The sequence below is a fragment of the Dyella kyungheensis genome (genome assembly GCF_049913195.1).
Lineage (GTDB): Bacteria > Pseudomonadota > Gammaproteobacteria > Xanthomonadales > Rhodanobacteraceae > Dyella > Dyella kyungheensis.
The window spans coordinates 2,548,947-2,570,398 of record NZ_CP183983.1; the positions used below are offsets into that span (position 1 = coordinate 2,548,947).

Sequence of the window (21,452 nt, forward strand, 5' to 3'; positions counted from 1 at the left end):
CCCCTTTAATTGAGGCGCCAAAAAAGGGGGCCGGAGGTAGTTAAAGGACCACTCGCAAGAACGGTACCAGGTTCACTTTCGCGGGCCGCGAAGCCACGTTGCCGGCCCGAAAAGGGGCTCCCGAAAAGGGGCCGGAGGTAGTTAAAGGACCACCAAGAAGCGAGCCTTTTTCAGGCAACTAAAGATTCAAAGCTCCGATTTAACCCCGCAACCCAATCGGCAAGGATGTGCAGACCCTCATCAAAGAACATTCAGCATGCCACGCGGACTGCGCCTGGAATTGCCCTCGTGCCCCTTCACATCATCCAGCGCGGCGTGAATCTTGGCGCCGTTTTCGTCGATGATGACGACCGTCAGCACTATCTAATGCTACTTGCGGAAAGCGCGCGTGATCATGAAATCGCCGTCCATGCGTATGTCCTCATGGGGAATCATGTTCATCTCCTGGCCAGCGCCAAACGAGCAGGAGAGCTGTCAGAAGCGATGTGGCAGCTGGGGCAAAACTATGTGCCCTTCTTCAACCGAAGGCATCGCCGCACCGGCACACTCTGGGAAGGCCGTTTCAAGTCTTGCCTGGTGAATACCGACCAATATCTTCTGACGGTTTATCGTTACATTGAACTCAACCCGGTACGCGCGGCCATAGTTCAATCACCCGAGCACCACCGATGGTCTAGCGTTCATGCGAATCTAGAGCTGCGCGTCGATCAGCTCGTCACTCCCCATGAAACATTCCTCTCCATGGCTCCAGATCCGCAGGAGCGCGCTCGCACATATCGCTCATGGCTACGCGCTGGCGTAAGCGACGAGGAAATCGCTGCCATTCGATTACACCTGAAGCAAGGCCGTGCGTGGGGCGATCAACGATTTCAGTCAATGGTTGAAAAGACGCTCGGCCAGGTTGCCTACACGAGGCCATCTGGTCGTCCGTCACGTGCGAGAGTCGTCGGAGACTAACGTCAACGGGCTCGAATTAACGACCCCCGGCCCCTTTTCCAGCCGCTTTTCTAGGACGTGCCCATCAAATCCTCGCAACTCTAAAGCCGTGCAACTAAGCTCCAGCGTCCGTTGAGAGCGGGTGTTTGGTTGTGCTGATAGCTTGGCGAGCTAGCGAAAAGGGGCCGGAGGTAGTTAAAGGACCGCCAAGAAGCGAGCCTTTTTCAGGCAACCAAAGATTCGAAGCTCCGATTTAGCCCCACAACCCAATCGGCAAGTATGCGCAGACCCTCATCAAAGAACATTCATCATGCCACGCGGACTGCCCCTGGAATTGCTCCTCGTGCCCCTTCACATCACCCAGCGCGGCGTGAATCGTGGCGTCGTTTTTGTCGATGATGACGACCGTCACTCATGGCTACGCGCTGGCGTAAGAGACGAGGAAATCGCAGCCATTCGATTGCACCTGAAGCAAGGCCGTGCATGGGGCGATGAACGATTTCAGTCAATGGTTGAAAAGACGCTCGGCCACGTTGCCCACACTAGACCATCTGGTCGTCCGCCACGTGCGCGAGTCGCCGGAGACTAACGTCAATGGGCTCGAATTAACGACCTTCGGCCCCTTTTTGGTGAATAAGGAAGCGGTAGTCATGTCACTTACTTCCCAGCACGCACTAAGCGTTGAAAAAGGTCTTACGCATGTCGGTTCTCATTTGGAGAGTCACCAGGATAACGAGGCCCTCTGTTTGGCACACATCAAAAACAACACCGGTGATCCTGAAGCTTGCAAAGGAGGCCTGAGAAGGCTGGCCATGACGTCAGCCTTAGTTGCTTGGTTTTCCGACCACAACTTGGCTCAATGCAAGAAGCAGGCGTATGTCGCTGGAAAACTTGATCGTATTCTTTATCAAAAGGCACCCAATCGTGGAATCTGGGGCGCGCTCGCAGAACGAAATGCCATGCTCTGGCCCTTGCTATCCGATCATTCTCAGCTCGTTGAATGGTTTGCCAACTTCGACGCGATTGATGTCAAGCGAGCCAGCAAAGGCGGCACGTTCGAGTTCGAAACTTACCAATCCAAACTGGCGCTGCGTGGTGAGTGGGACAAGCTTGGTGAACGCAGCGAGCGTTTTCTGGCTGACGCACCTAAGCGCATGGAGCGCTTTGCGCCAGACAATCGCTTTTATCTTGCTCTGGCAAGAGGTGACATCGATTCAATGGAATCTGCGCTCGCCGAATTAGTGACCCCCAAAGCCGTCGCGTGGCGCAATGAGCACGAGGGCTATACCGGTTGGTTCATCGTTGTCGAGGCAGTGATCTACGCCAAGATCGCGTGGCGGCACGGCTATCAATTGAACGTCGATACCCCGTGGATACCTTCGGCATGGCTACCCGTCTCATCACTGCCGCACTACGACGAACCCTATGCCTTCATGCAGGCCTTCGATATCAATATGCCAATTGCATAGATGATCAATAGATGAGCTAGAAAAGTTCTGCTTCCAACACTACAAGTGCGGTGACGCATTTTGTCCACCGTGGTGAAGACTGATATAGCCTAAGCGGTAGTACCACATGCCACAGATCACGTCCGAAGCAATGGGGGCGATTAAGAAGTACCGAAAAGGGCCGGAGGAAGTTAAAGGACCGCCAAGAAGCGAGCCTTTTTCAGGCAACCAAAGATTCGAAGCTCCGATTTAGCCCCACAACCCAATCGGCAAGGATGCGCAGACCCTCATCAAAGAACATTCAGTATGCCACGCGGACTGCGCCTGGAATTGCCCCTCGTGCCCCTTCACATCACGCAGCGCGGCGTGAATCGTGGCGCCGTTCTTTGTCGATGATGACGACCGTCACTCATGGCTACGGCTGGCGTAGGCGATGAGGAAATCGCAGCCATTCGATTGTACCTGAAGCAACGCCGCGCATAGGGCGATCAACGATTTCAGGCAATGGTTGAAAGGACGCTCGGCCAGGTTGCCCACACTAGACCATCTGGTCGTCCGTCACGTGCGCGAGTCGCCGGAGACTAACACCAATGGGCTCGAATTAACGACCTCCGACCGCTTCTCCCGCAGGCCCTTTTCCCGCAGCCTTTGTGGTTGACAGCGGGCTTCAGGACGCTCGCGGCCTAGCTAGAGGTATTTTCCGTCATCTATCCGCGCCCAAAGCCGATAGCGATTTACATACCGGTCGGACACGATCCATCGCTCCTTTGCGGCAGCCATCGCACCCCGCTTTCCGGGGCAGGCTGCCCTGCTGCCGCAAAGAAGCCGGGGCGCAGCTCTCTTGAGCGCGTTAGTCGCCCGAGACCCTTCCCTCCTGCCCCGCTCCGTCGCCCCATGGATAGGTTGTACACGGATGTTAGAAATCGCCGTCTTGATCCCCTGCCATAACGAAGAAGTGGCCATACCGGCAGTGATTCGCGGCTTTCGATCGGCGTTGCCGAACGCGCGCATCTACGTTTACGACAACAACTCCACCGATCGCACGCGCGAGGCAGCCCTTGCCGCTGGTGCCGTCGTGCGACGGGAAGATCTCCAGGGCAAAGGACAGGTCGTGCGGCGCATGTTTGCCGATATCGACGCTGACATATACGTGCTGGTCGATGGCGACGCCACCTACGACCCTTGCGATGCACCAGCCATGGTTCGCCGGCTACGCGACGAGCAACTCGACATGGTCGTGGGGATGCGCGTCAGCGATGAGTTGGCGGCTTATCGGCGTGGTCATCGGTTTGGCAATGGTTTGTTGACTGCGCTGACGGGTTACATCTTCGGGCGCACTTTTACCGACATACTTTCCGGCTATCGCGTCTTTTCGCGGCGCTTCGTGAAGTCCTATCCCGCGCATGCGACCGGCTTTGAGGTGGAGACCGAGTTGACGGTCTACGCGCTCGAACAGCGCATGCCTGTGGTCGAGGTGCCCACACGTTACGTTTCACGCATGCAGGGGTCGGAAAGCAAGCTGAGCACGTGGCGCGATGGTTGGCGCATCTTGCTGACCATCATCAAGCTCACCAAGAACGGTAAGCCGTTGGCGTTCTTTTCAGCGATTTCGGCGATGTGCCTGGCGCTGTCCGTGGCACTGGCCATGCCGCTGTTTGCCACATACTTCGAAACCGGGCTTGTGCCGCGTTTTCCCACCGCGATCCTTTGCGCCGCCCTGGTCTTGCTGGCGGGTAGCCTGTTTGTCTGCGGATTGATCCTGGACACGGTCACGCTAGGCCGCCGCGAGCAGAGGCGCTTGGCGTACTTGTCCTATCCGCCGTTGAGCGACGACAAGGCGGTGCATTGATATGTCGGCCACGTCGAACAGGTGGCGTCAATGGCTATTGCTGGCCGCATGCCTCGCCTTTTCCGCTGCTCTTTCCATTGCCCTTGGTCAAGACATTTTCTGGGATACCAAGAACTATCACCTGTACAACGCGTGGGCGTTTCTTCACGACCGATACGCGCTGGACCTTGCTCCAGCGAGCATGCAGAGCTTCTTCAATCCGCTGCTCGACGTGCCGTACTTCTGGCTTGCAACCGGACCGCTGCAGGCGTGGCCGCGCACGTTGGCAGGCCTGCAGGGACTTTGGTACGGGCTGCTAATCTTTTTGGTGTTTCGAATAGCCATGCGGCTGGCGAAGTTGCAGCGGCGCCCGTTTGGCTCGGCGGACGCATGCGCTGCACTGATCGGCGCCACGGGCACCATGGCAGTCTCGCAAATTGGAAGCACAACCAACGAAATTGCGCTGGCGCTCTTGTGCTTGCTCAGCCTGTACAAGCTGATGCCGTTACTCGCACAGGGCGGTGATCTCTTTCCTGCCAGGCGTGCACTGATCGCCGGCCTTCTTTGCGGCGTGGCTGCAGGACTCAAGCCGACAGCTATTGTTTATCCGCCAGCCTTGGCCATCGCTCTGCTGCTGACACTAGGAGTGCAAACCCGATTTGCGTGGCAGATGACGTGTGCCTTTGCCGTGGGCGTGACTGTGGCTTTCCTGGCTAGCTATGGCCCCTGGGCCTGGCATCTCTATCAAGCCACCGGAAACCCGACCTTTCCGATGTTCAATCAACTGTTCCACTCCTCGCTGACTGCAGCGACGAACGGAACAGACGGTCAATTTCGACCGCGCTCCGTCGGCCAATGGCTGTTCTACCCGTTTTACTGGCTTACCAAGCAGCGAGGCGTGGTGACTGAAACCGCTTTTGCAGATCCTCGCTACGCACTGGCCATGCTGGCGGTACTGGCACTTGTTTTCGCGCGCGTGTTCAAGCGTCCGCGAGGACCTCGCCAGGCGGATCGCGGGGTACGTTTCCTGGCCATCTTCGCCAGCCTCAGCTTTGTGCTGTGGATGTCCTTGTTCTCGATTCTTCGCTACGCCGTTCCGATTGAGGCGCTCACCGGGCTTCTGATGCTGGCAGCGATACGCGCGATTGCGCCTCTGCGCGCATGGCCGCTACTACTCTCGGCGACGAGCTTGCAGTTGCTGACGGGAGTTCTGGCCACCACCACTTATCCGAACTGGTGGCGCGGCGCCTATGCCAAGCAGGTATTCGACGTGGACACCGGCACGATTGAGCCCGACAGTCTGGTGATTTTCGTCGGCAGCCCCAATGCCTATCTGGCGCCCATGTTTCCACACGCAGAAACCGTCGGCTTCGTCGGGCTGAGCTGGTTTGTTCAAGCCTCACGCGGTTATGGCTTATGGGATCAAATACAGCAACGGCTGCGAGACCATGCGGGGCCGCGCTATGTGGTGTTCCGTAGCGACTCGTCCCAGGCCGAGTTCAAGCTCTTGAATGAAATGCTGCCGCTCAATCACCTGACCGAGTGCAGGGACATCGTATCCAGCCTCGAAGTGGGCAAGACAAAGAACAAGAAGTACACGGACGGCCCGCGCCTCTGTCGACTAACGTGGTTGCCGCCGAGCACTGGCCTCACTCTGGAATCACCCGAGTCCTGAGCGCTACAGCATTGACTCAGAGGAAGAGTCATCCCCCTTCCCCACGTCATTCGCCGCTCTAACACTCACGCCATACCGCCCCGGCGAAACCCCAACAATCCGCTTGAACGCATGGCTGAACGCGCTCTCCGACGCATAACCCAGCGTCTGCGCCAGGGTGACCAATGGTGTGCCGCCTCGGCGCAAGGCTTGCTCCGCCAGCCGCATGCGCCAACGCGCCAGGTACGACAGCGGCGCCTCGCCAGCCACCGTCTTGAAGTGCAAGGCGAAGCTGGTGCGGGACATGGCACAGGCTTTGGCCAGTTGATCGAGTCGCCATGCGCGGCCGGGTTCGGCGTGGATCAGTCGAAGCGCCGGCGCGAGTCGCGCGTCGGTCGCTGCGCGCAGCCAGCCGGCGCGCAAGGTGCCACCTGTCGCCAGATGAGCGCGCAATACCTGGATGAAAAGCAGATGTCCCAGTTGCACGGTAGCCAGCCCTGATCCCGGCAGGTCTTCGCGTTCGCGCATCAGCTGATCGAGAATCCAGCGCAGCGCTTGCGCTTCGGGTGCCGCGCCTTGCACGTGGATCAGCGGTGGCAGCACATCTGCCAGCAGCGTGCCGTAGTCGGGATGCAGGCGTACGTGGCCGCCGATCTGCAATACCTCGGCATCGTCGCGCGTGGCCGCGCCTACGCTGACGATGGGGTCGATACGTCCGGCGAAGATGGCGTGCGCATCCAGCGGCATGGCGGCGAGGTTGCTGGCCAGCACGAAACTGCGTTGCGCGGTCAGCAGAACGACGTCGCCGGATGCCATGCGGATCGGTTCAACATCGCCGTCAATCTGCAGCCAGCAGTCGCCACGCACGGCGGCGAAGAATTTGATCTTGTCCGGCGCGGGAAAGCGGATGGCCCAGTCGCCGGACGCGGCGAAACCACCGGACATCAGCGACTGCACGTCGGCCAGCTTGAGTACGTCGGAGAGCGGATCGTTGAGCATGCTTGAACGATTGAGCATGAATGAGGGATTTTCAAGTATTCATCGTACGCCTTCCTGCGCTTAGTCTGACGGTCACGTTTCGAGGAAACGCCTTATGACTTCCCTGCAAAACCCCATGGGTTCCGGTTTTGGCGCGGCAACGACGGCAGACGAGGTGCTCGCGGGCATCGATCTTTCGGGCAAGACGGCCATCGTCACCGGCGGGTATTCGGGCATTGGCATCGAGATGGTGCGGGCGCTGCGTGCAGCGGGTGCGCGGGTGATCGTGCCGGCCCGCGATGCGCGCAAAGCACAGGCCGCGCTGGCCGGCATGGATGTCGAGCTGGCCGCGATGGACCTGGCGTCGCCCTCTTCCATTGATGCCTTTGCCAGCGCTTTCGTAGCGTCAGGCGAGCCTTTGCATATGCTCATCAACAGCGCCGGCATCATGGCTTGCCCGTTGACGCGCGATGAGCGCGGCTACGAATTGCAATTTGCCACCAATCACCTGGGCCACTACCAGCTAACCACACGTCTTTGGCCTGCCCTCCTCCGTGCAGGCGGCGCGCGGGTCGTCGCGCTTTCGTCATTGGGGCATCGTTACTCAGCCATGGATTTCGACGACCCGAATTTCGAACATCGCGAGTACGACCGCTGGATCGCTTACGGCCAGTCCAAGACCGCCGATGCGTTGTTCGCCGTGGGGCTGGATAAGCGCGGCAAACAGCGCGGCGTGCAGGCCTTCTCCGTGCATCCTGGCCGGATCGTGACGGAGCTCGCACGACATATGAGCGCAGAAGAACTGCAGAAGATCGGCGCACTCGACGAACAGGGCCAACCGGTGGTCGATCTGGCCCTCGGCTTGAAGAGTCCCGCGCAAGGCGCGGCAACCAGCGTGTGGGCAGCCACGAGTCCGGCGCTTGATCGATTCGGCGGCGTGTATTGCGAAGACTGCGATATCGCCGCGCTGGCGCCGGAAGAAGATGTCACCGCGCCGGGCAGTGCAAGCATCGCGGGCGGCATTCGTCCCTGGGCTATCGACCCCGAGGCCGCTGAGCGGCTGTGGGCGCTCAGCGAGCGCTTGCTGGGCGTGGGCATCTAGCGCTTGCTCGGATCGCCTGTGCATCGCTACCAAAGATGGATGTTTTTCTGTGGCGGCTTGTGACTAACTGCTGGCCTGTGTGCCGCTGCATCACGCGGCGGCAACGTCCAGTGATGGGAGCGCGCACATGCCTCATACGAAGATGCTTCTTTCGGCCATGGCGGTTGCTGCGGCCTGGGCGATTCCCATATTGGCTATTGCCGGCGGCCTGCCGGTGAAAAGCTTCGGCGCCGTGCTGCCGGAAGACGTTCAATGGGCGCCGTTTCCGGCCTTCCCTGCTGAAGCACGCCTGGCCGTGCTGGTGGGCGATCCCAAGAAGGCAGGCCCCTATGTCGTGCGCGTCAAAGTGCCCGCCGGCGTCAAGCTGATGCCGCATACGCATCCGGAAGACCGCATCTACACGGTGATTTCGGGTGTGTTCTACATCGGGCTGGGCAAGACTTTCGACGAATCCAAACTGGTCGCCTACGGCCCCGGCAGCGTGATCGTGTTGCCCGGCAATACGCCGCACTTTCACTGGGCCAAGTCCGGCGAATACGTGACCCAGGTTTCAGGTTACGGCCCGCTCGGTATCGAATATGTCGATGCCAAGGATGATCCACGCAGTCACTAGCGCGGCGTTGCTCAGCCAAATGTGAACACGAACGCCTCGGCGCCCGGGTCGAGAAATTCGATATCGAACACGCGATCGGAGACCGGCATCGGCTGGCGTATCAGCTGATACATGCGTGGTTCGGACAACGTGCCGATGCCCTGCTCGTCCACGTCGAGGCCATGGGCGGCGGCCGGCGGCTTTCCATCGAGCGTGACGCGAAATCGCACGGATGCCCCTGCTGTCGCCGGCGCCATCACCAGATGAAGATCGCGCGCGTGGAAGCGATACGCGATGTGTCCGCCCGCTTCATGCAGCACCGCGGACTGCTTTCCCACGCTCCAGTCGCCGACCAGCGCCCAATGGTTGAGCGTCAATCGGTCGGGCGCCGCGAAATGGCTTCGCCCGCTGAACAGGCCGGCACCGGTGGATGCGAAATTGGCCCGCCGCTCCGAACCGATATAGGTCTCGGGCGATTGCATGTCCTGCCAGTCGGGAGCCGCCTCCACGCCGCGCGCATCGACGGCAACGAGATCCCGGCTGACGTTCGTCGCCCCTGCTTCGGCGAGCAACTGCTGGATGACCCGCTCCGACGTGTCGTACTCGCCTTCGCCGAACACATGGTGGCGGATCTGGCCCTTCGCATCGATGAAGTACAGCGCCGGCCAGTACTCGTTGTTGAAGGCAAGCCAGACCGCATGGCGGCTATCGACTGCCGTGGCCACGGGCTCGCCGAATCTCAGTGCCTCGACGGCCCTGGTCACGTTGTCGATATTCCGCTCGAAGGCAAACTCGGGCGCATGCACACCGATCACCACCAGGCCCTGGCTGCTGTATTTCCTGGCCCATGCATGGATATAGGGAAGCTGGCGTATCGAGTTGATGCACGAGTACGTCCAGAAGTCGACCAGCACCACCTTTCCGCGCAGGCCCTGCGGCGTGAGCGGTGGCGAATGGAGCCAGGCGACGGCACCGTCGAGCGAGGGAAACTTGCCCTCCCGCGGCAACTCGATCGCACCGACCGTCGGCGAGGAAGCCGCCTTTTCGCCAGCATGCACGGTCACAAGGACTCCCCATGCCAGAACAGCCAGGGCGATCCGCGCGAATCCACTTGTCTTCATGGCGACCGTCTCCCCCCGCCGGCACGCAGGCACCCGGCACGCGGCTATTTCATGATGCTGAGCAAGGCCTTCGCCGTTTCCGTGGAAGACGCCGGGTTCTGGCCGGTAATCAGGCGGCCGTCGATGATGGAGAAGCTCACCCAATTGTCCTTCTTCTCGAACAGGCCGCCGAGGCGTTTCAATTCGTCTTCGACGAGGAAGGGCACCACGTGGGTCAACTGGACCTCTTCCTCTTCGGTATTGGTAAAGCCGGTCACGCGCTTGCCCTTGACGATGGGTTGGCCCCGGTACTTCACATGGCGCAGCACGCCCGGCGCGTGACACACGGTCGCCACCGGCTTGCCGCTGTCGTAGAACGATTCGATCAGCTTGACCGACAGCGGATCTTCCGCCAGATCCCACATCGGGCCGTGGCCGCCGGAATAGAACACGGTGTCGAAATCTTCCGACGAGACCGAATCCAGGCGCTTGGTATGGGCCAGCACTTTCAGGGCTGCAGGGTCGGCCTTGAAGCGGGTCTGCACGGGTGTCTGGTTATCGGGATCGTCGCTCTTGGGATCGATCGGGGGCTGGCCGCCCTTGGGCGATACCACCGTGACGTCGACACCTTGATCGGTGAAGACGTAGTAAGGCGCGGCAAACTCCTCCAGCCAAAAACCGGTCTTGCGCCCGGTATTGCCGAGGATGTCGTGCGAAGTAAGTACCATGAGGATCTTCATGCGCTTGTCCTGGCCTTGGCGCCCGAGAAAAGCGCGTCGCGACCGAACAGCGGAGCGCGCGCCTGTCCGCTGAGCCTGCGCCCGTCGGCAAACCAGCGTCTATCCCGCTTTGGTATCGGTTTTTCGGCCGCGCGCATACAAACGACTCACGACCACTGGCGCATCATGGCCATGGTGCCAGCCCTGCCCATGTTCGCGGCCTCAAGCCAATGCGAGGCCGCGAGGTGTTTTTGCGTCAAGCGTTGCGACGGGGACACCGCGCTCGCAGCTTCGCCGTTGCATCGTGGATTGCGTGGAGTGACACGTGGTCGAAAGACAGCATCGGTAGCGCTCGACCGGCCGAAAGGAGCGCGGCGCTTGCTTGATTTGCGCAGCAGGGGCGCTTTCGTCGCCGGAGACCGTCATGCATCTGTTGAACGAATCGGACCGCGGGTCGAATCTCGCTCCGCGCGCCCTGTCCACAGCCACGGTTTTCGTGGTGGACGACGACAGCTCGATACGCGCGTCGCTCGACGCGTTGATCCACCTCTGGGGTTGGCAAGTGGAAATGTTTGCCTGTGCCCGCGATTTTCTCGCCCGCACCCGGATACTTTCAGCCGGCTGCCTGATTCTCGATGCATCCCTGCCCGGCCTTAGCGGCGCGGATCTGCAAAGGCTGATGGCTGCCGGCCGTATCGACCTGCCCGTCATTCTTACCTCCGATCACGCCGACGTGCCCATGAGCGTGCAGGCGATGAAGGCCGGCGCCGCGGATTTTCTGACCAAGCCACTCGATGATGAAGCGCTGCTGCAGGCCATCGGCAGTGCGATCGCGCGCAGTCGTGGCGCGCTCGAGCAGAATGCCCGCAGGCGCATGCTGCAGGATCGTTATGAGTCGCTGAGCCGCCGGGAGCGCGAAGTGATGACGCGAGTGGTCGCCGGCTTGTTGAACAAGCAGGTGGCGTGCGAGCTGGGCATCAGCGAGATCACCGTGAAAGCCCATCGGGGTCAGGTGATGCGCAAGATGAAAGCCGGCTCGTTGCCGGAGCTGGTGCATATGGCGGACCTGGTCGACCCGTCGTTCATCGGTGGCGGTCCCGGCTCGGTGCGTCCGTTTCTCAGGAAGACAGCCGTCGCCAGCTGACGATCGTCGCGTCACCTGCCCGGCCCGCGTCTGTGGCGGGCCGGAACACCAATGCGGTCACGGCGCCGCAAAACACGCGGCGCCGCCATCCCGCCTGCTTACGGCGCCTTCGGGTTCTTCATCTGCTCGACCAGGGCGAGCGACTTGCTCACGTGATCCTTCGGATGCAAGTGATCGGCTTCCGACGAAAGCACGGCGGCAATCTTGCCATCGCGCCCGATCACGAAGGTGGTGCGCTCGATGAAGCCGTGGTCGATGGTCACGCCCCGCTCGTCCTTGGCCTTGGGATCGGCAGCGGTAACCTTCAGGCCATACGAGGCGGCGATCTTGCCGTCCGGATCGGAGGCCACCGGGAACTTGCCGGCGCAGTAGTTGGGATCGGCCGAAAACGTGTCGAGGCGCTGGATGCTGTCTGCGGACACGCCAATGATGGTGGCGCCGGCTGCTGCGAATTTCGCCGCTTCCGTGGCGAACTCATGCGCCTCGATATCGCAACCGCCCGTATAGGCCGACGGGTAGAAGTACACCACCACCGGGCCCGACTTCAGCGCATCCGCCAGCGAGAACGAAATGGTCTTGCCCGCCTGGCTGGCCTGGGCGGTGAACACAGCGGCCGTGTCGCCCTGGCTGCTGGCAGCCAGCGCCGGAACGGCGGCGGCGAAGGCGGTGATCGCCAGTGCACGCAAAAGGAAGTTGTTCATTGCAGTGGTAGCCCTTGTGGTGAATGTTTCAGGTGGATTCGGACCGAACGAGCCAGTGCGTAGGTGCCGCGCCAACGGGTGAAGGTTGCCGGCGATGCGTTGCGACCCAGCCGCGAAAGTCGGAATGGAAAGAACATTAGATATGCTAGTTAACTTATTTATTTATATGTGTTTTTTGAAATGCTGCGCGTCACGCAAAGGGCTCGTGTCGAGCCTACCCTCTTTCATCATTCGCTGGTCCGCGCTGCCGGTTACCTCGGCCGCGCCATGCAGGCACCGCCCCGCCAGCGACCGTCCGCGGTCATCGCGGAGGGTATTCTAAATGCCCGTCCATCGAGCGGATCGACATGACACGCCAGCACGCGCTTCCCGTCATTCCCGCAAGCTTCTTCGGCATCGTCCTGGGCCTCGCCGGATTGGGCAATGCCTGGCGCACGGCCCACCGCGTGTGGTCGTTGCCGCCCGTGGTGGGCGAATCGCTGCTGCTACTGGCCACGCTGGTGTGGCTGACCCTGGTGGCCTTCTATGTGGCCAAATGGATCTACGCCGGCCAGCACGCCCGCGCTGAGCTGAGCCATCCGGTGCAATGCTGCTTCGTCGGGCTCATCGGGGTCTCGGGCATGCTCGTTGCCGGCGCCCTGCTTCCCTATTCGCGCAGTGCGGCGCTGGCCCTGTTCGTCGTTTGCGTCGTCTACACGGTGCTGTTCGCGGTATGGCGCACCGGCGCACTGTGGCAAGGCGGTCGCGAGGCCACGCACACCACGGCGGTGCTCTACCTGCCGACGGTGGCCGGCTCGTTCGTGACGGCCGCGGTCGCATCCGCACTCGGTTATGCCGATTGGGGCGAACTGGCCTTTGGTGCCGGCCTGTTTTCATGGCTGGCGATCGAGTCGGTGCTGATCCATCGGCTGTACACGGCCGAGGCCCTGCCCTCGCCCATCCGCCCCACGCTGGGCATCCAGCTGGCGCCGCCGACGGTGGGCGCGATCGCCTATCTGGGTATCAGCAGCGGACCGCCCAATCTGTTCGTCCACGCGTTGCTTGGGTACGGCCTGCTGCAGGCCCTGATCCTGATCCGCCTGCTGCCCTGGATACGCGCCCAGCCGTTCTCCGCGGGCTATTGGGGCTTTACGTTCGGCCTAAGCGCGCTGGCGGGCGCACCCGTGCGACTGATCGAACGCGGCGAAACCGGCCCGCTCGCCTTGCTGGCGCCCTATCTTTTCATCGGCGCCAACGTGATCATCCTGGCGATGGCGCTGGCAACCTTGAACCTGCTGGCGCGGGGAAAATTGCTGCCGCCGGCGTCCCCACCCGTACAACCCGTACCCAGCGCGAGTTGAACCGCGCGGCTCCGCCGAGCCCTCTGCCCGGCGGAGCCCTTCGGTCGATCAGGCGAGATCGTAGCGGTCGAGGTTCATCACCTTGACCCATGCCGCCACGAAGTCGTTGAGGAATTTCTCCTTGCCGTCTTCGCTGGCATAGACCTCCGACAACGCCCGCAACTGGGCATGCGCGCCGAAGATCAGGTCGACCCGCGTTCCCGTCCACGCCGTCTTGCCGGACTTGCTGTTGCGTGCCTCGAACACGTCGCCCGAACTCGACTTCCATTCCACGCCCATGTCCAGCAGGTTGCGGAAGAAGTCGTTGGTGAGCGTTTCAGGCTTGTCGGTGAAGACGCCGTGCGGCTCCTTGCCGCTGCGCACATTGAGCACGCGCAGGCCACCCACCAGCACCGTCATTTCCGGCGCCGTCAAGGTCAGCAACTGCGCCTTGTCGACCAGCAGGTGTTCGGCGGGGACGCTGAACTTGCGCTGGAGATAATTGCGGAAGCCGTCGGCGAGCGGTTCGAGCTTGCTCATCGACTCCACGTCGGTCTGCTCCTGCGAGGCGTCCGTGCGGCCCGGCGAGAACGGCACGGTGACTTTGTGGCCGGCGTTCTTGGCCGCCTGCTCGACGCCGGCGCCACCGGCCAACACGATCAGGTCGGCCATGGAAATCTTCTTGCCGCCGGATTGCGCCTTGTTGAAGTCGCCCTGGATGCCTTCCAGCACCTTCAGCACCTTGGCCAGCTCGGCCGGCTGATTGACCTCCCAGTCCTTCTGCGGCGCGAGGCGAATGCGCGCGCCGTTGGCGCCGCCGCGTTTGTCGCCGCCGCGGAACGTGGATGCCGATGCCCACGCGGTGGACACCAGTTGCGACACCGACAATCCCGAGGAGAGGATCTTCTGCTTGAGCCCGGCAAGATCGCCTTCTTCGACCAGCGGATGATCCACGGCGGGAACCGGGTCCTGCCAAAGCAGTTCTTCGGCCGGCACTTCGGGGCCCAGATAACGTGCGCGCGGACCCATGTCGCGATGGGTCAGCTTGAACCACGCACGGGCGAACGCATCGGCGAACTGATCGGGATTCTCCATGAAGCGCCGCGAGATTTTCTCGTAGGCCGGATCCATGCGCAGCGACAGGTCGGTGGTGAGCATCGACGGGCCAATGCGCTTGTCCTTGTCGTGTGCGTGCGGCACCGTGCCGGCGCCCGCGCCGCCCTTGGGCTGCCATTGGTTCGCGCCCGCGGGGCTCTTGGTGAGTTCCCATTCGAAGCCGAACAGGTTCCAGAAGAAGTTGTTGCTCCACTTGGTCGGCGTGCTGGTCCAGGTCACTTCCAGGCCGCTGGTGATGGTGTCCGCGCCCTTGCCCGAACCAAATTTGTTGCGCCAGCCCAGGCCCAGGTTTTCGATGTCGGTGGCTTCGGGCTCAGGCCCGACGTTGTCAGCGGGGCCCGCACCGTGGGTCTTGCCGAAGGTGTGGCCGCCGGCAATCAGGGCAACGGTCTCTTCGTCGTTCATCGCCATGCGGCCGAAGGTGTCGCGGATATCGTGCGCGGCGGCGATGGGATCGGGATTGCCCTCCGGGCCTTCCGGATTCACATAGATCAGGCCCATCTGCACGGCGCCCAGCGGGTTTTCCAGTTTGCGTCCGTCTTCGGTGCGGCTGGTTTCGCTGCCGTGCAATTCCGGCTCGGCCACCAGTACGCCTTCCTTCTCGTGACCCGGCGAACCCTTGCCGTAGCGGATGTCGCCGCCCAGCCAGGTCTTCTCGTTGCCCCAGTAGACGTCCTGGTCGGGTTCCCAGGTGTCTTCGCGGCCGCCGGCAAAACCGAAGGTCTTGAAACCCATGGTCTCGAGCGCGACGTTGCCCGCCAGGATCATCAGGTCGGCCCAGGAAATCTTCTGGCCGTACTTCTGCTTGATCGGCCACAGCAGGCGCCGAGCCTTGTCCAGGCTCACGTTGTCGGGCCAGCTGTTGAGCGGTGCGAAACGTTGCTGGCCGCGTCCGCCGCCGCCGCGCCCGTCGCCGATGCGATACGTGCCTGCGCTATGCCACGCCATGCGGATGAACAACGGTCCGTAGTGACCGAAGTCGGCCGGCCACCATTCCTGCGAATCGGTCATCAGTGCCGCCAGATCCTTTTTCACCGCCGGCAGGTCGAGGCTCTTGAATGCCTCGGCGTAATTGAAGCCCTGGTCCAGCGGATTGGATTTGCTGGAATGCTGGGCGAGCAGGTCCAGCCGCAACTGTTTGGGCCACCAGTCGCGGTTGGTGGTACCGCTGCCGGCGGCGTGGTTGAACGGGCACTTTGCTTCGGTTGACATGCGCTCTCTCCTTGGGAGGACCAACCCACTACGCGTTCTGCGATGGCTTCAGGCGTCGATGCCGCGTTCGAGAGTTGGACCGTTGCCGGTCACCCAATGCGCATGATCCTGATCCGGTGGGGGTGCCGTGACGCGAGCCGGGCGGGTTTTGGCGCGCGTCGACATGCCCCGCAATGGCCGAGCGTACGCCGACGAGAGCGAAGGTTCCGTGTTTGCTTGAGGCTTAGGTTCGTCGTTCTGGCGAAGCGCGAAAGCCGAAGGCTAGGCTGGTCGTCCAGGGCGGCGTGCTGCGATTGATGCGATACCGCCAGGGTGCCGCCTACGACGCAAAGCTAGTCCCGTGGGACGCGGCGGGCGTTTCGATCGACTGCCGCCGAGGCAAAGCCAGTCCCCTTTTTTGGGACGCTCGAGTCACTTTTCTCTTGCTGGCCCAAGAGATCCCACGGGACTAGCTTCGCGTCGAAAGTAACCCAAAGAAAATGGCCTAAAAGCTTACACTGACTGCGGTATACAAGCCTGAAGGATTCGGAGTCCGGATCGTCACGATCTCCCTAATCGGCGGTATGGCTATATCGCGAGTAAGGGGGTGCAGAAGACTTAAGGCGGAGGCTCGCTTCGCATCGCCTTTTGCGGTGCGCGCCACTTCTCCCTCTCCCCTCCGGGAGAGGGCCAGGATGAGGGGCGAATGTTCGCCGGAACGTATAAAAATCGCAGGCATTTAAATGGATGCCGCGCACGTTCAAAAAAAACATAACAGTGCGGCGGCATTGCACCACCGCACTGCGATTGGTCTAACTTTACGCCTTCTTGACCGTCTTTCTGACCGCGCGCTTGACTGCCTTCTTCGGAGCCTTCTTAGCTGCTTTCGCACGCTTGGCCGGCGCCGCCGACGGTTTCGCCGAGCTGTCGATCAGCAGATGCTGTTCCGTGACGCCGCGACGCTTGAGCGCCTTGACGAACCACAGCGGCTGGCGGCCGCGGCCGGTCCAGGTGACGGAGGGGTCGGAAGGATCGCGGTATTTGGGAGCGACCGAACCGGTCTTGCCCTTCGCCGTCTTCTTGCCGCGGGAGGGATAGATGTCGTCCAGGCTCAGCCCACTCTGGCGCAGCAACGCCTCGATCTTGTCCTTGACGGCCCGTACGTGCGCCGTGCGCGCCTCATGCATATGGGCGCTCGCGTTGGCAATAAGTGCCTCGAGTTCTTTCGGGGAGAGGTGCTTCAGATCAATCGCCATTGCGATACCTACGTGGTGGAATCAAGCCCAGTCTAGGACATTAGCGGCGACAAGTAGGACATTAGCGGCGACAAGCCACACCTGTCATGTCTGAAAAGCCTTATTTTTGGCTTGTGCAGCATGCGAACGCGGCAAACGATACGATTGGCGACAACGCATGCGAGGCCCGGCCGGCTCGAGACGTTGCGATGCCATGCACGGATTCAAGGGAGACCCCGTGAAGATCGAAACGCTAGCCATCCTGCTTTTCGCCGCATGGTTCCTGTCGGAACTGGCCATCCTGCGTACCGCCAACGATCGAAGCGGCTCCAACGTCGACCGGCGATCCATGCAGCTATTGGCCTCCAGCAACCTGTTTATTCCATGGCTTTGCATTGCGCTCTATCTTTTTGGCATCGGCGCAAACGCTTTTCCGCCCGCGATCAAGATAATCGGCGTGGCAATCATGCTGCTCGGGTTCTGCATCCGTTGGGCCGGCATGTGGACCTTGCGCAAATTCTTTTCGGCGAACGTGGCGGTGCAAAGCGACCATCGCCTGGTCATCCAGGGCCCTTATCGATTCGTGCGCCATCCGGGTTATTTCGGCGGATGGCTGGCCTTCGTGGGCCTGGGTCTCGCGCTGGGCGACTGGATTGCACTGGTGTTGTTGAGCCTGCTGACGATACCGGCCTTTCTTTATCGCATCGACGTCGAGGAAAACATGCTTCGACAAGCCTTCCCCGATTATTCGTCCTATGCCTTGAAGGTAAAGCGGTTCGTGCCGTTTATTTGGTGATGCGGCGCTTCGCCACCTCGGATGCGCTGAGCGTTCCCTGCTGACCGCCAAAATGGCCGACTACATAATTGGATAATGCCGCGATCTCCGCATCGGAATACGCGCGACCAAACGAAGGCATGAAAATACGCTGGCCGCTCACGTCCAATTGCGTGCCATGCAGGATCACCTGGGTCAGGTTCGTCGCGTGCGGATCGCGCACGGATCGCAATCCGGTGAGCGCGGCGTAGTCCGTCTGACGTCCCTGCCCGCTATCCAGATGGCAGCCCGCACAGGCGCCGACGAACAATTGCTCGCCAAGACTGGCGCTGGTCGGCAATGCGGTGGCGGCCAGCGGAGCGTGCTCGGGCACGCCACCCTGCTGCGGCTTCACCTCCCGCAAGTACGCAACCAGCGCAGTGAGATCCGATGGCGTGAGGTATTGCAGGCTGTATTCCACCACTTCGCCCATCGGACCGGACGCGGTGCCGCGACCGGCAGCGTGGCCCTTGGAGAAATAATCGATCAGCTCCTGATCGCTCCACGCACCGATGCCGTGCTCCTTGTCGGACGTGATGTTATAGGCCTTCCAGCCTTCCAACTCGGCGCCGGCCAGCGCTTCGCCGTGCTTCATCGCAAACGCGGCATTTCTCGGCGTATGGCATTCGCCGCAATGGCCCAGCGCCGTGGCCAGGTAGGCGCCGCGATTCCACGCTTCCGATTTGCCCGGCACGGGCTGGAATCGCTCTTTCTTCAGGAACACCGCATTCCACAGGCTGATCGCCCAGCGCTGATTGAACGGAAACGACAGATCGTTTGCCGGTGCCGGTGCGTGCACGACCGGCAGGCTGAACAGATACGCCTTGATCGCCAGGATGTCATCGCGACTCAGCGCGGTGTACGAGGCGTACGGAAAAGCCGGATACAACGGACGCCCATCCTTGTCGACGCCGGCATGCAGCGCGCGCACGAAATCGTCGTCGCTCCAGCTGCCGATGCCGGTTTCCTTATCCGCGGTGATGTTGGATGAGTAGATCGTTCCGAACGGAAGCTTGAACGGCACCCCGCCCGCATACGCCGCACCGCCGGGCACGGTGTGGCAGGCGGCGCAGTCGGCCGCGCGCGTGAGGTATTCGCCACGCGCCATTTGCGCAGTGAGGTCGGGCGGTGTGCCCGCCCCGGCCGGCTGTGCAAGCGATTCGTCGCCGCTGTGCGTCACGGTCAACAATGCGTAGCCGGTGAACACGACGGCCACCAGCACCACGATGCCGACGACCACGGCAATGGCACGTCCGATTCTCATGTCGGCGTCCTCACGATGGCGGCGAGCGCGTCCGATGCGGCGGAAGGATCCGGAGTGGTTGACGACAGCACGGCGTCCAGTGCGTGCTTGTCCTGCACCAGTGCCGACGTATCGATCGGCAGCTTCCTCAGGCGCACGCCGGTGGCGGCGAAGATGGCATTGGCCAGGCTCGGCATGGCCATCACGGTGCCGGTTTCGCCGATACCGCCCGGCGTTTCGGTACTGGGCACGAGGTAGACCTCGGTGGGCGGCGTCTGGTTCATGCGCAGCACGCGGTAATCGTTGAAGTTGCGCTGCTCGACCGCGCCATGCTTCAACGTGATGCCGCTATACAGCGCCGCGCTCCAGCCGTAGACGAGTCCGCCCTGGATCTGCGCTTCCACGGTGTTGGGATTGATCACGGTGCCGCAGTCCACCGCCGCCACGGCCCGCCGCATGATCACTTCGCCTTGCGGCGACACTTCCACTTCCATCACCACGCAAAGAAAGCTGCCGAACGGTGCCGCCAGCGCGATGCCGCGGCCGTGCCGCGGAGGCAGGCTGCCGCTTCCCCATCCCGACTTCTGTATGGCCAGGTCCAGCACGCCCCGTGCGCGCGGGTTGTCACTGACCAGGTCGCGGCGATAGGCGGCGGGGTCCTTGCCGGCGGCGTGGGCGAGTTCGTCGATGAAGCTTTCCACCACGAACACGTTGTGCGTCGGCCCCACGCCACGCCACCAGCCCACATGCAAACCGGTGGGCATGTCGTGCCGCACCCAGTCCACGCGTAGATTGGGGATCGCGTAAGGCAACTCGGCGGCACATTCGACCAGATCCGGGTCGAGGCCGTTCTTGCCCATCGCGCCGGGCGCGAACGTCGCCATCACCGACGCGCCGGTGGTGCGGTCGGTCCATGCCTGCGGCCGCCCCTGATCGTCGAGGGTGGCCGAAATGCGATCGTAGTAGGCAGCGCGATAGCGGTCCTGCGCGATGTCTTCTTCGCGCGTCCAGATGACCTTGACGGGGTAGGCCACCTGCTTGGCAATCGCCACTGCCTGCTCGACGGAGTCCTCGAACAGCCGCCGCCCGAAGCCGCCGCCCATGTACTGGTTGTGCACCTGGATGCTTTCCGCCGGCAGCCCGGTGACCTTCATGGCCACGTCGACACAGCGCGCGGGTACCTGCGTTCCTACCCATATCTCGCAGGCATCCGGGCGCACGTGGACCGTGGTGTTGAGCGGCTCCATGGTGGCGTGCGCAAGCATCGGCAATTGATAGGTGGCCGAGATCAGCTTGCCCTTCACGTTGCCCACCTGCCCCACTTCGCGGCCAAGGATCGGCGTGCCATGTTCGGAGGCGTCGGCCAGATCCTTGAACAGTTGCTCGGTGGTGAAGGCGCCGTTCGCGCCCGGATCCCAATGGATGTCCAGCGCCTCCAGACCCTTCTTGGCCGCCCAGAAATGCTCGCCGATCACGGCGACGGCATTGTCCAGCTTCACCACGTCGATCACGCCGGGAATCGCGCGAGCGCGCGTCTCGTCCACCGAGACCAGCTTGCCGCCGAAGGTGGGGCTGGCCTGCACGGTGGCGACCTTCATGCCGGCCACGCGGATGTCCATGCCGAACGCCAGCGTGCCATCGACCTTGCCTGGCGTGTCGACCCGACGCAGCGATTTGCCAATCAGCTGGAATTGCTTGGGATCCTTCAGCGGCGCCTTGGCGGGAGGCGTCAACTGCCCGGCCGCGTCGGCCAGCTCGCCATAGCTCAGGGTGCGCCCACTGGGGGTATGCGTGACCACACCGTGCGCGGTGGTGCATTGGCCGGGGTCCACCTTCCAGCGTTGCGCGGCGGCCGCCACCAACATGGAGCGTGCTGCGGCACCGGCATCGCGCAAGGTGGTCCAGCAAAAGCGAATGGTGGTGGAGCCGCCCGTCGCCTGGTCGCCCAGCAGGGGGTTGGTGTAGAGCTTGCGGTTGGGCGGCGCATGCTCGACCGCGATCTGATCGAGCCCCACGTCCAATTCTTCGGCCAGCAGCGTGGCCTGGCCGGTATAGGCGCCCTGCCCCATTTCGATGCTCGGCATCACCAGTTGCACGCTGCCGTCCCGGTTCACCCGCACGAAAGCGTTGGGCGCAAATTGCGGATGATCGGCATCGAGGCGTGCGTGCTCGGGAAATCCCCAGACATGACGCGCCCCGCCAAGCGATATGAACGCCACCACCAGGCCGCCGCGCTTGAGCCATTCGCGCCGCTGCGGGTCTTGCAGTCCGGGCTCTTCCTGCGCGCGATCAACACGAAGCGTCATGGCGAAGTCTCGACAGTCAGGCGGGA

Annotated in this window: 17 protein-coding genes; 9 read left to right on the forward strand and 8 right to left on the reverse strand. The window is 62.1% G+C overall.

Features of this window, described 5'->3' with window-relative positions; genetic code table 11:
• The first annotated feature begins 288 nt into the window (after nucleotides 1-288).
• From ACN9MB_RS11230 to ACN9MB_RS11245, 4 genes are all read left to right on the forward strand, one after another.
• On the forward strand, nucleotides 289-957 hold the full coding sequence (locus tag ACN9MB_RS11230; protein WP_426268886.1) for a transposase: 669 nt from the start codon (nucleotides 289-291) through the stop codon (nucleotides 955-957).
• 470 nt (nucleotides 958-1,427) lie between these two features.
• The gene (locus ACN9MB_RS11235; RefSeq protein WP_426268887.1) at nucleotides 1,428-2,405 is read left to right on the forward strand and encodes an Imm49 family immunity protein; all 978 of its coding nucleotides are present in this window, start codon (nucleotides 1,428-1,430) and stop codon (nucleotides 2,403-2,405) included.
• Nucleotides 2,406-3,297: 892 nt separating this feature from the next.
• Entirely contained in the window at nucleotides 3,298-4,233 is a 936-nt protein-coding gene (locus tag ACN9MB_RS11240; protein WP_426268888.1) for a glycosyltransferase family 2 protein, read from the forward strand.
• A gap of 1 nt (nucleotide 4,234) precedes the next feature.
• Nucleotides 4,235-5,887, forward strand: a complete 1,653-nt coding sequence (locus ACN9MB_RS11245; protein WP_426268889.1) for a hypothetical protein — start codon at nucleotides 4,235-4,237, stop codon at nucleotides 5,885-5,887.
• Between the two features lie 3 nt (nucleotides 5,888-5,890).
• Here the strand turns inward: ACN9MB_RS11245 and ACN9MB_RS11250 are convergent, their stop codons facing one another.
• Complete coding sequence (locus ACN9MB_RS11250; RefSeq protein ID WP_426268890.1) at nucleotides 5,891-6,883, reverse strand: AraC family transcriptional regulator; 993 nt, start codon at nucleotides 6,881-6,883, stop codon at nucleotides 5,891-5,893.
• Between the two features lie 76 nt (nucleotides 6,884-6,959).
• Here ACN9MB_RS11250 and ACN9MB_RS11255 point away from each other — a divergent pair, with 76 nt between their 5' ends.
• Complete coding sequence (locus ACN9MB_RS11255) at nucleotides 6,960-7,946, forward strand: oxidoreductase (protein ID WP_426268891.1); 987 nt, start codon at nucleotides 6,960-6,962, stop codon at nucleotides 7,944-7,946.
• Between the two features lie 127 nt (nucleotides 7,947-8,073).
• Nucleotides 8,074-8,559: a cupin domain-containing protein gene (locus tag ACN9MB_RS11260; protein ID WP_426268892.1), complete on the forward strand. Its 486-nt coding sequence runs from the start codon at nucleotides 8,074-8,076 to the stop codon at nucleotides 8,557-8,559.
• 11 nt (nucleotides 8,560-8,570) lie between these two features.
• Here ACN9MB_RS11260 and ACN9MB_RS11265 read toward each other — a convergent pair whose 3' ends face one another.
• Together ACN9MB_RS11265 and ACN9MB_RS11270 are read right to left on the reverse strand one after the other, a co-directional pair.
• The gene (locus ACN9MB_RS11265) at nucleotides 8,571-9,803 is read right to left on the reverse strand and encodes a hypothetical protein (RefSeq protein WP_426268893.1); all 1,233 of its coding nucleotides are present in this window, start codon (nucleotides 9,801-9,803) and stop codon (nucleotides 8,571-8,573) included.
• On the reverse strand, nucleotides 9,704-10,378 hold the full coding sequence (locus ACN9MB_RS11270) for a type 1 glutamine amidotransferase domain-containing protein (RefSeq protein ID WP_426268894.1): 675 nt from the start codon (nucleotides 10,376-10,378) through the stop codon (nucleotides 9,704-9,706). Before ACN9MB_RS11270 ends, ACN9MB_RS11265 begins: the two co-directional genes overlap by 100 nt.
• Before the next feature lie 403 nt (nucleotides 10,379-10,781).
• Between ACN9MB_RS11270 and ACN9MB_RS11275 the strand changes: the two genes are divergently transcribed.
• Nucleotides 10,782-11,501, forward strand: coding sequence for a response regulator transcription factor (locus ACN9MB_RS11275; protein WP_426268895.1), 720 nt, complete (start codon nucleotides 10,782-10,784; stop codon nucleotides 11,499-11,501).
• A 98-nt stretch (nucleotides 11,502-11,599) separates the two neighbouring features.
• On the opposite strand, the gene ACN9MB_RS11280 is transcribed toward ACN9MB_RS11275, so the two are convergent.
• Nucleotides 11,600-12,202, reverse strand: coding sequence for a peroxiredoxin (locus tag ACN9MB_RS11280; RefSeq protein ID WP_204636546.1), 603 nt, complete (start codon nucleotides 12,200-12,202; stop codon nucleotides 11,600-11,602).
• A 347-nt stretch (nucleotides 12,203-12,549) separates the two neighbouring features.
• Between ACN9MB_RS11280 and tehA the strand changes: the two genes are divergently transcribed.
• Nucleotides 12,550-13,542, forward strand: a complete 993-nt coding sequence (gene tehA / locus ACN9MB_RS11285) for a dicarboxylate transporter/tellurite-resistance protein TehA (RefSeq protein ID WP_426268896.1) — start codon at nucleotides 12,550-12,552, stop codon at nucleotides 13,540-13,542.
• Nucleotides 13,543-13,590: 48 nt separating this feature from the next.
• Here the strand turns inward: tehA and katG are convergent, their stop codons facing one another.
• Together katG and ACN9MB_RS11295 are read right to left on the reverse strand one after the other, a co-directional pair.
• Nucleotides 13,591-15,849: a catalase/peroxidase HPI gene (gene katG, locus ACN9MB_RS11290; RefSeq protein ID WP_426268897.1), complete on the reverse strand. Its 2,259-nt coding sequence runs from the start codon at nucleotides 15,847-15,849 to the stop codon at nucleotides 13,591-13,593.
• Nucleotides 15,850-16,646: 797 nt separating this feature from the next.
• On the reverse strand, nucleotides 16,647-17,084 hold the full coding sequence (locus ACN9MB_RS11295; RefSeq protein ID WP_426268898.1) for an H-NS family nucleoid-associated regulatory protein: 438 nt from the start codon (nucleotides 17,082-17,084) through the stop codon (nucleotides 16,647-16,649).
• A gap of 217 nt (nucleotides 17,085-17,301) precedes the next feature.
• Between ACN9MB_RS11295 and ACN9MB_RS11300 the strand changes: the two genes are divergently transcribed.
• Nucleotides 17,302-17,859, forward strand: coding sequence for a methyltransferase family protein (locus tag ACN9MB_RS11300; RefSeq protein ID WP_426268899.1), 558 nt, complete (start codon nucleotides 17,302-17,304; stop codon nucleotides 17,857-17,859).
• Here the strand turns inward: ACN9MB_RS11300 and ACN9MB_RS11305 are convergent.
• Both ACN9MB_RS11305 and ACN9MB_RS11310 read right to left on the reverse strand, forming a co-directional pair.
• Entirely contained in the window at nucleotides 17,849-19,141 is a 1,293-nt protein-coding gene (locus ACN9MB_RS11305; protein WP_426268900.1) for a c-type cytochrome, read from the reverse strand. The genes ACN9MB_RS11300 and ACN9MB_RS11305 overlap by 11 nt on opposite strands.
• Nucleotides 19,138-21,426 (reverse strand): molybdopterin cofactor-binding domain-containing protein, encoded by a 2,289-nt coding sequence (locus tag ACN9MB_RS11310; protein WP_426268901.1) that lies wholly within the window; start codon nucleotides 21,424-21,426, stop codon nucleotides 19,138-19,140. Before ACN9MB_RS11310 ends, ACN9MB_RS11305 begins: the two co-directional genes overlap by 4 nt.
• Nucleotides 21,427-21,452 lie beyond the last annotated feature (26 nt).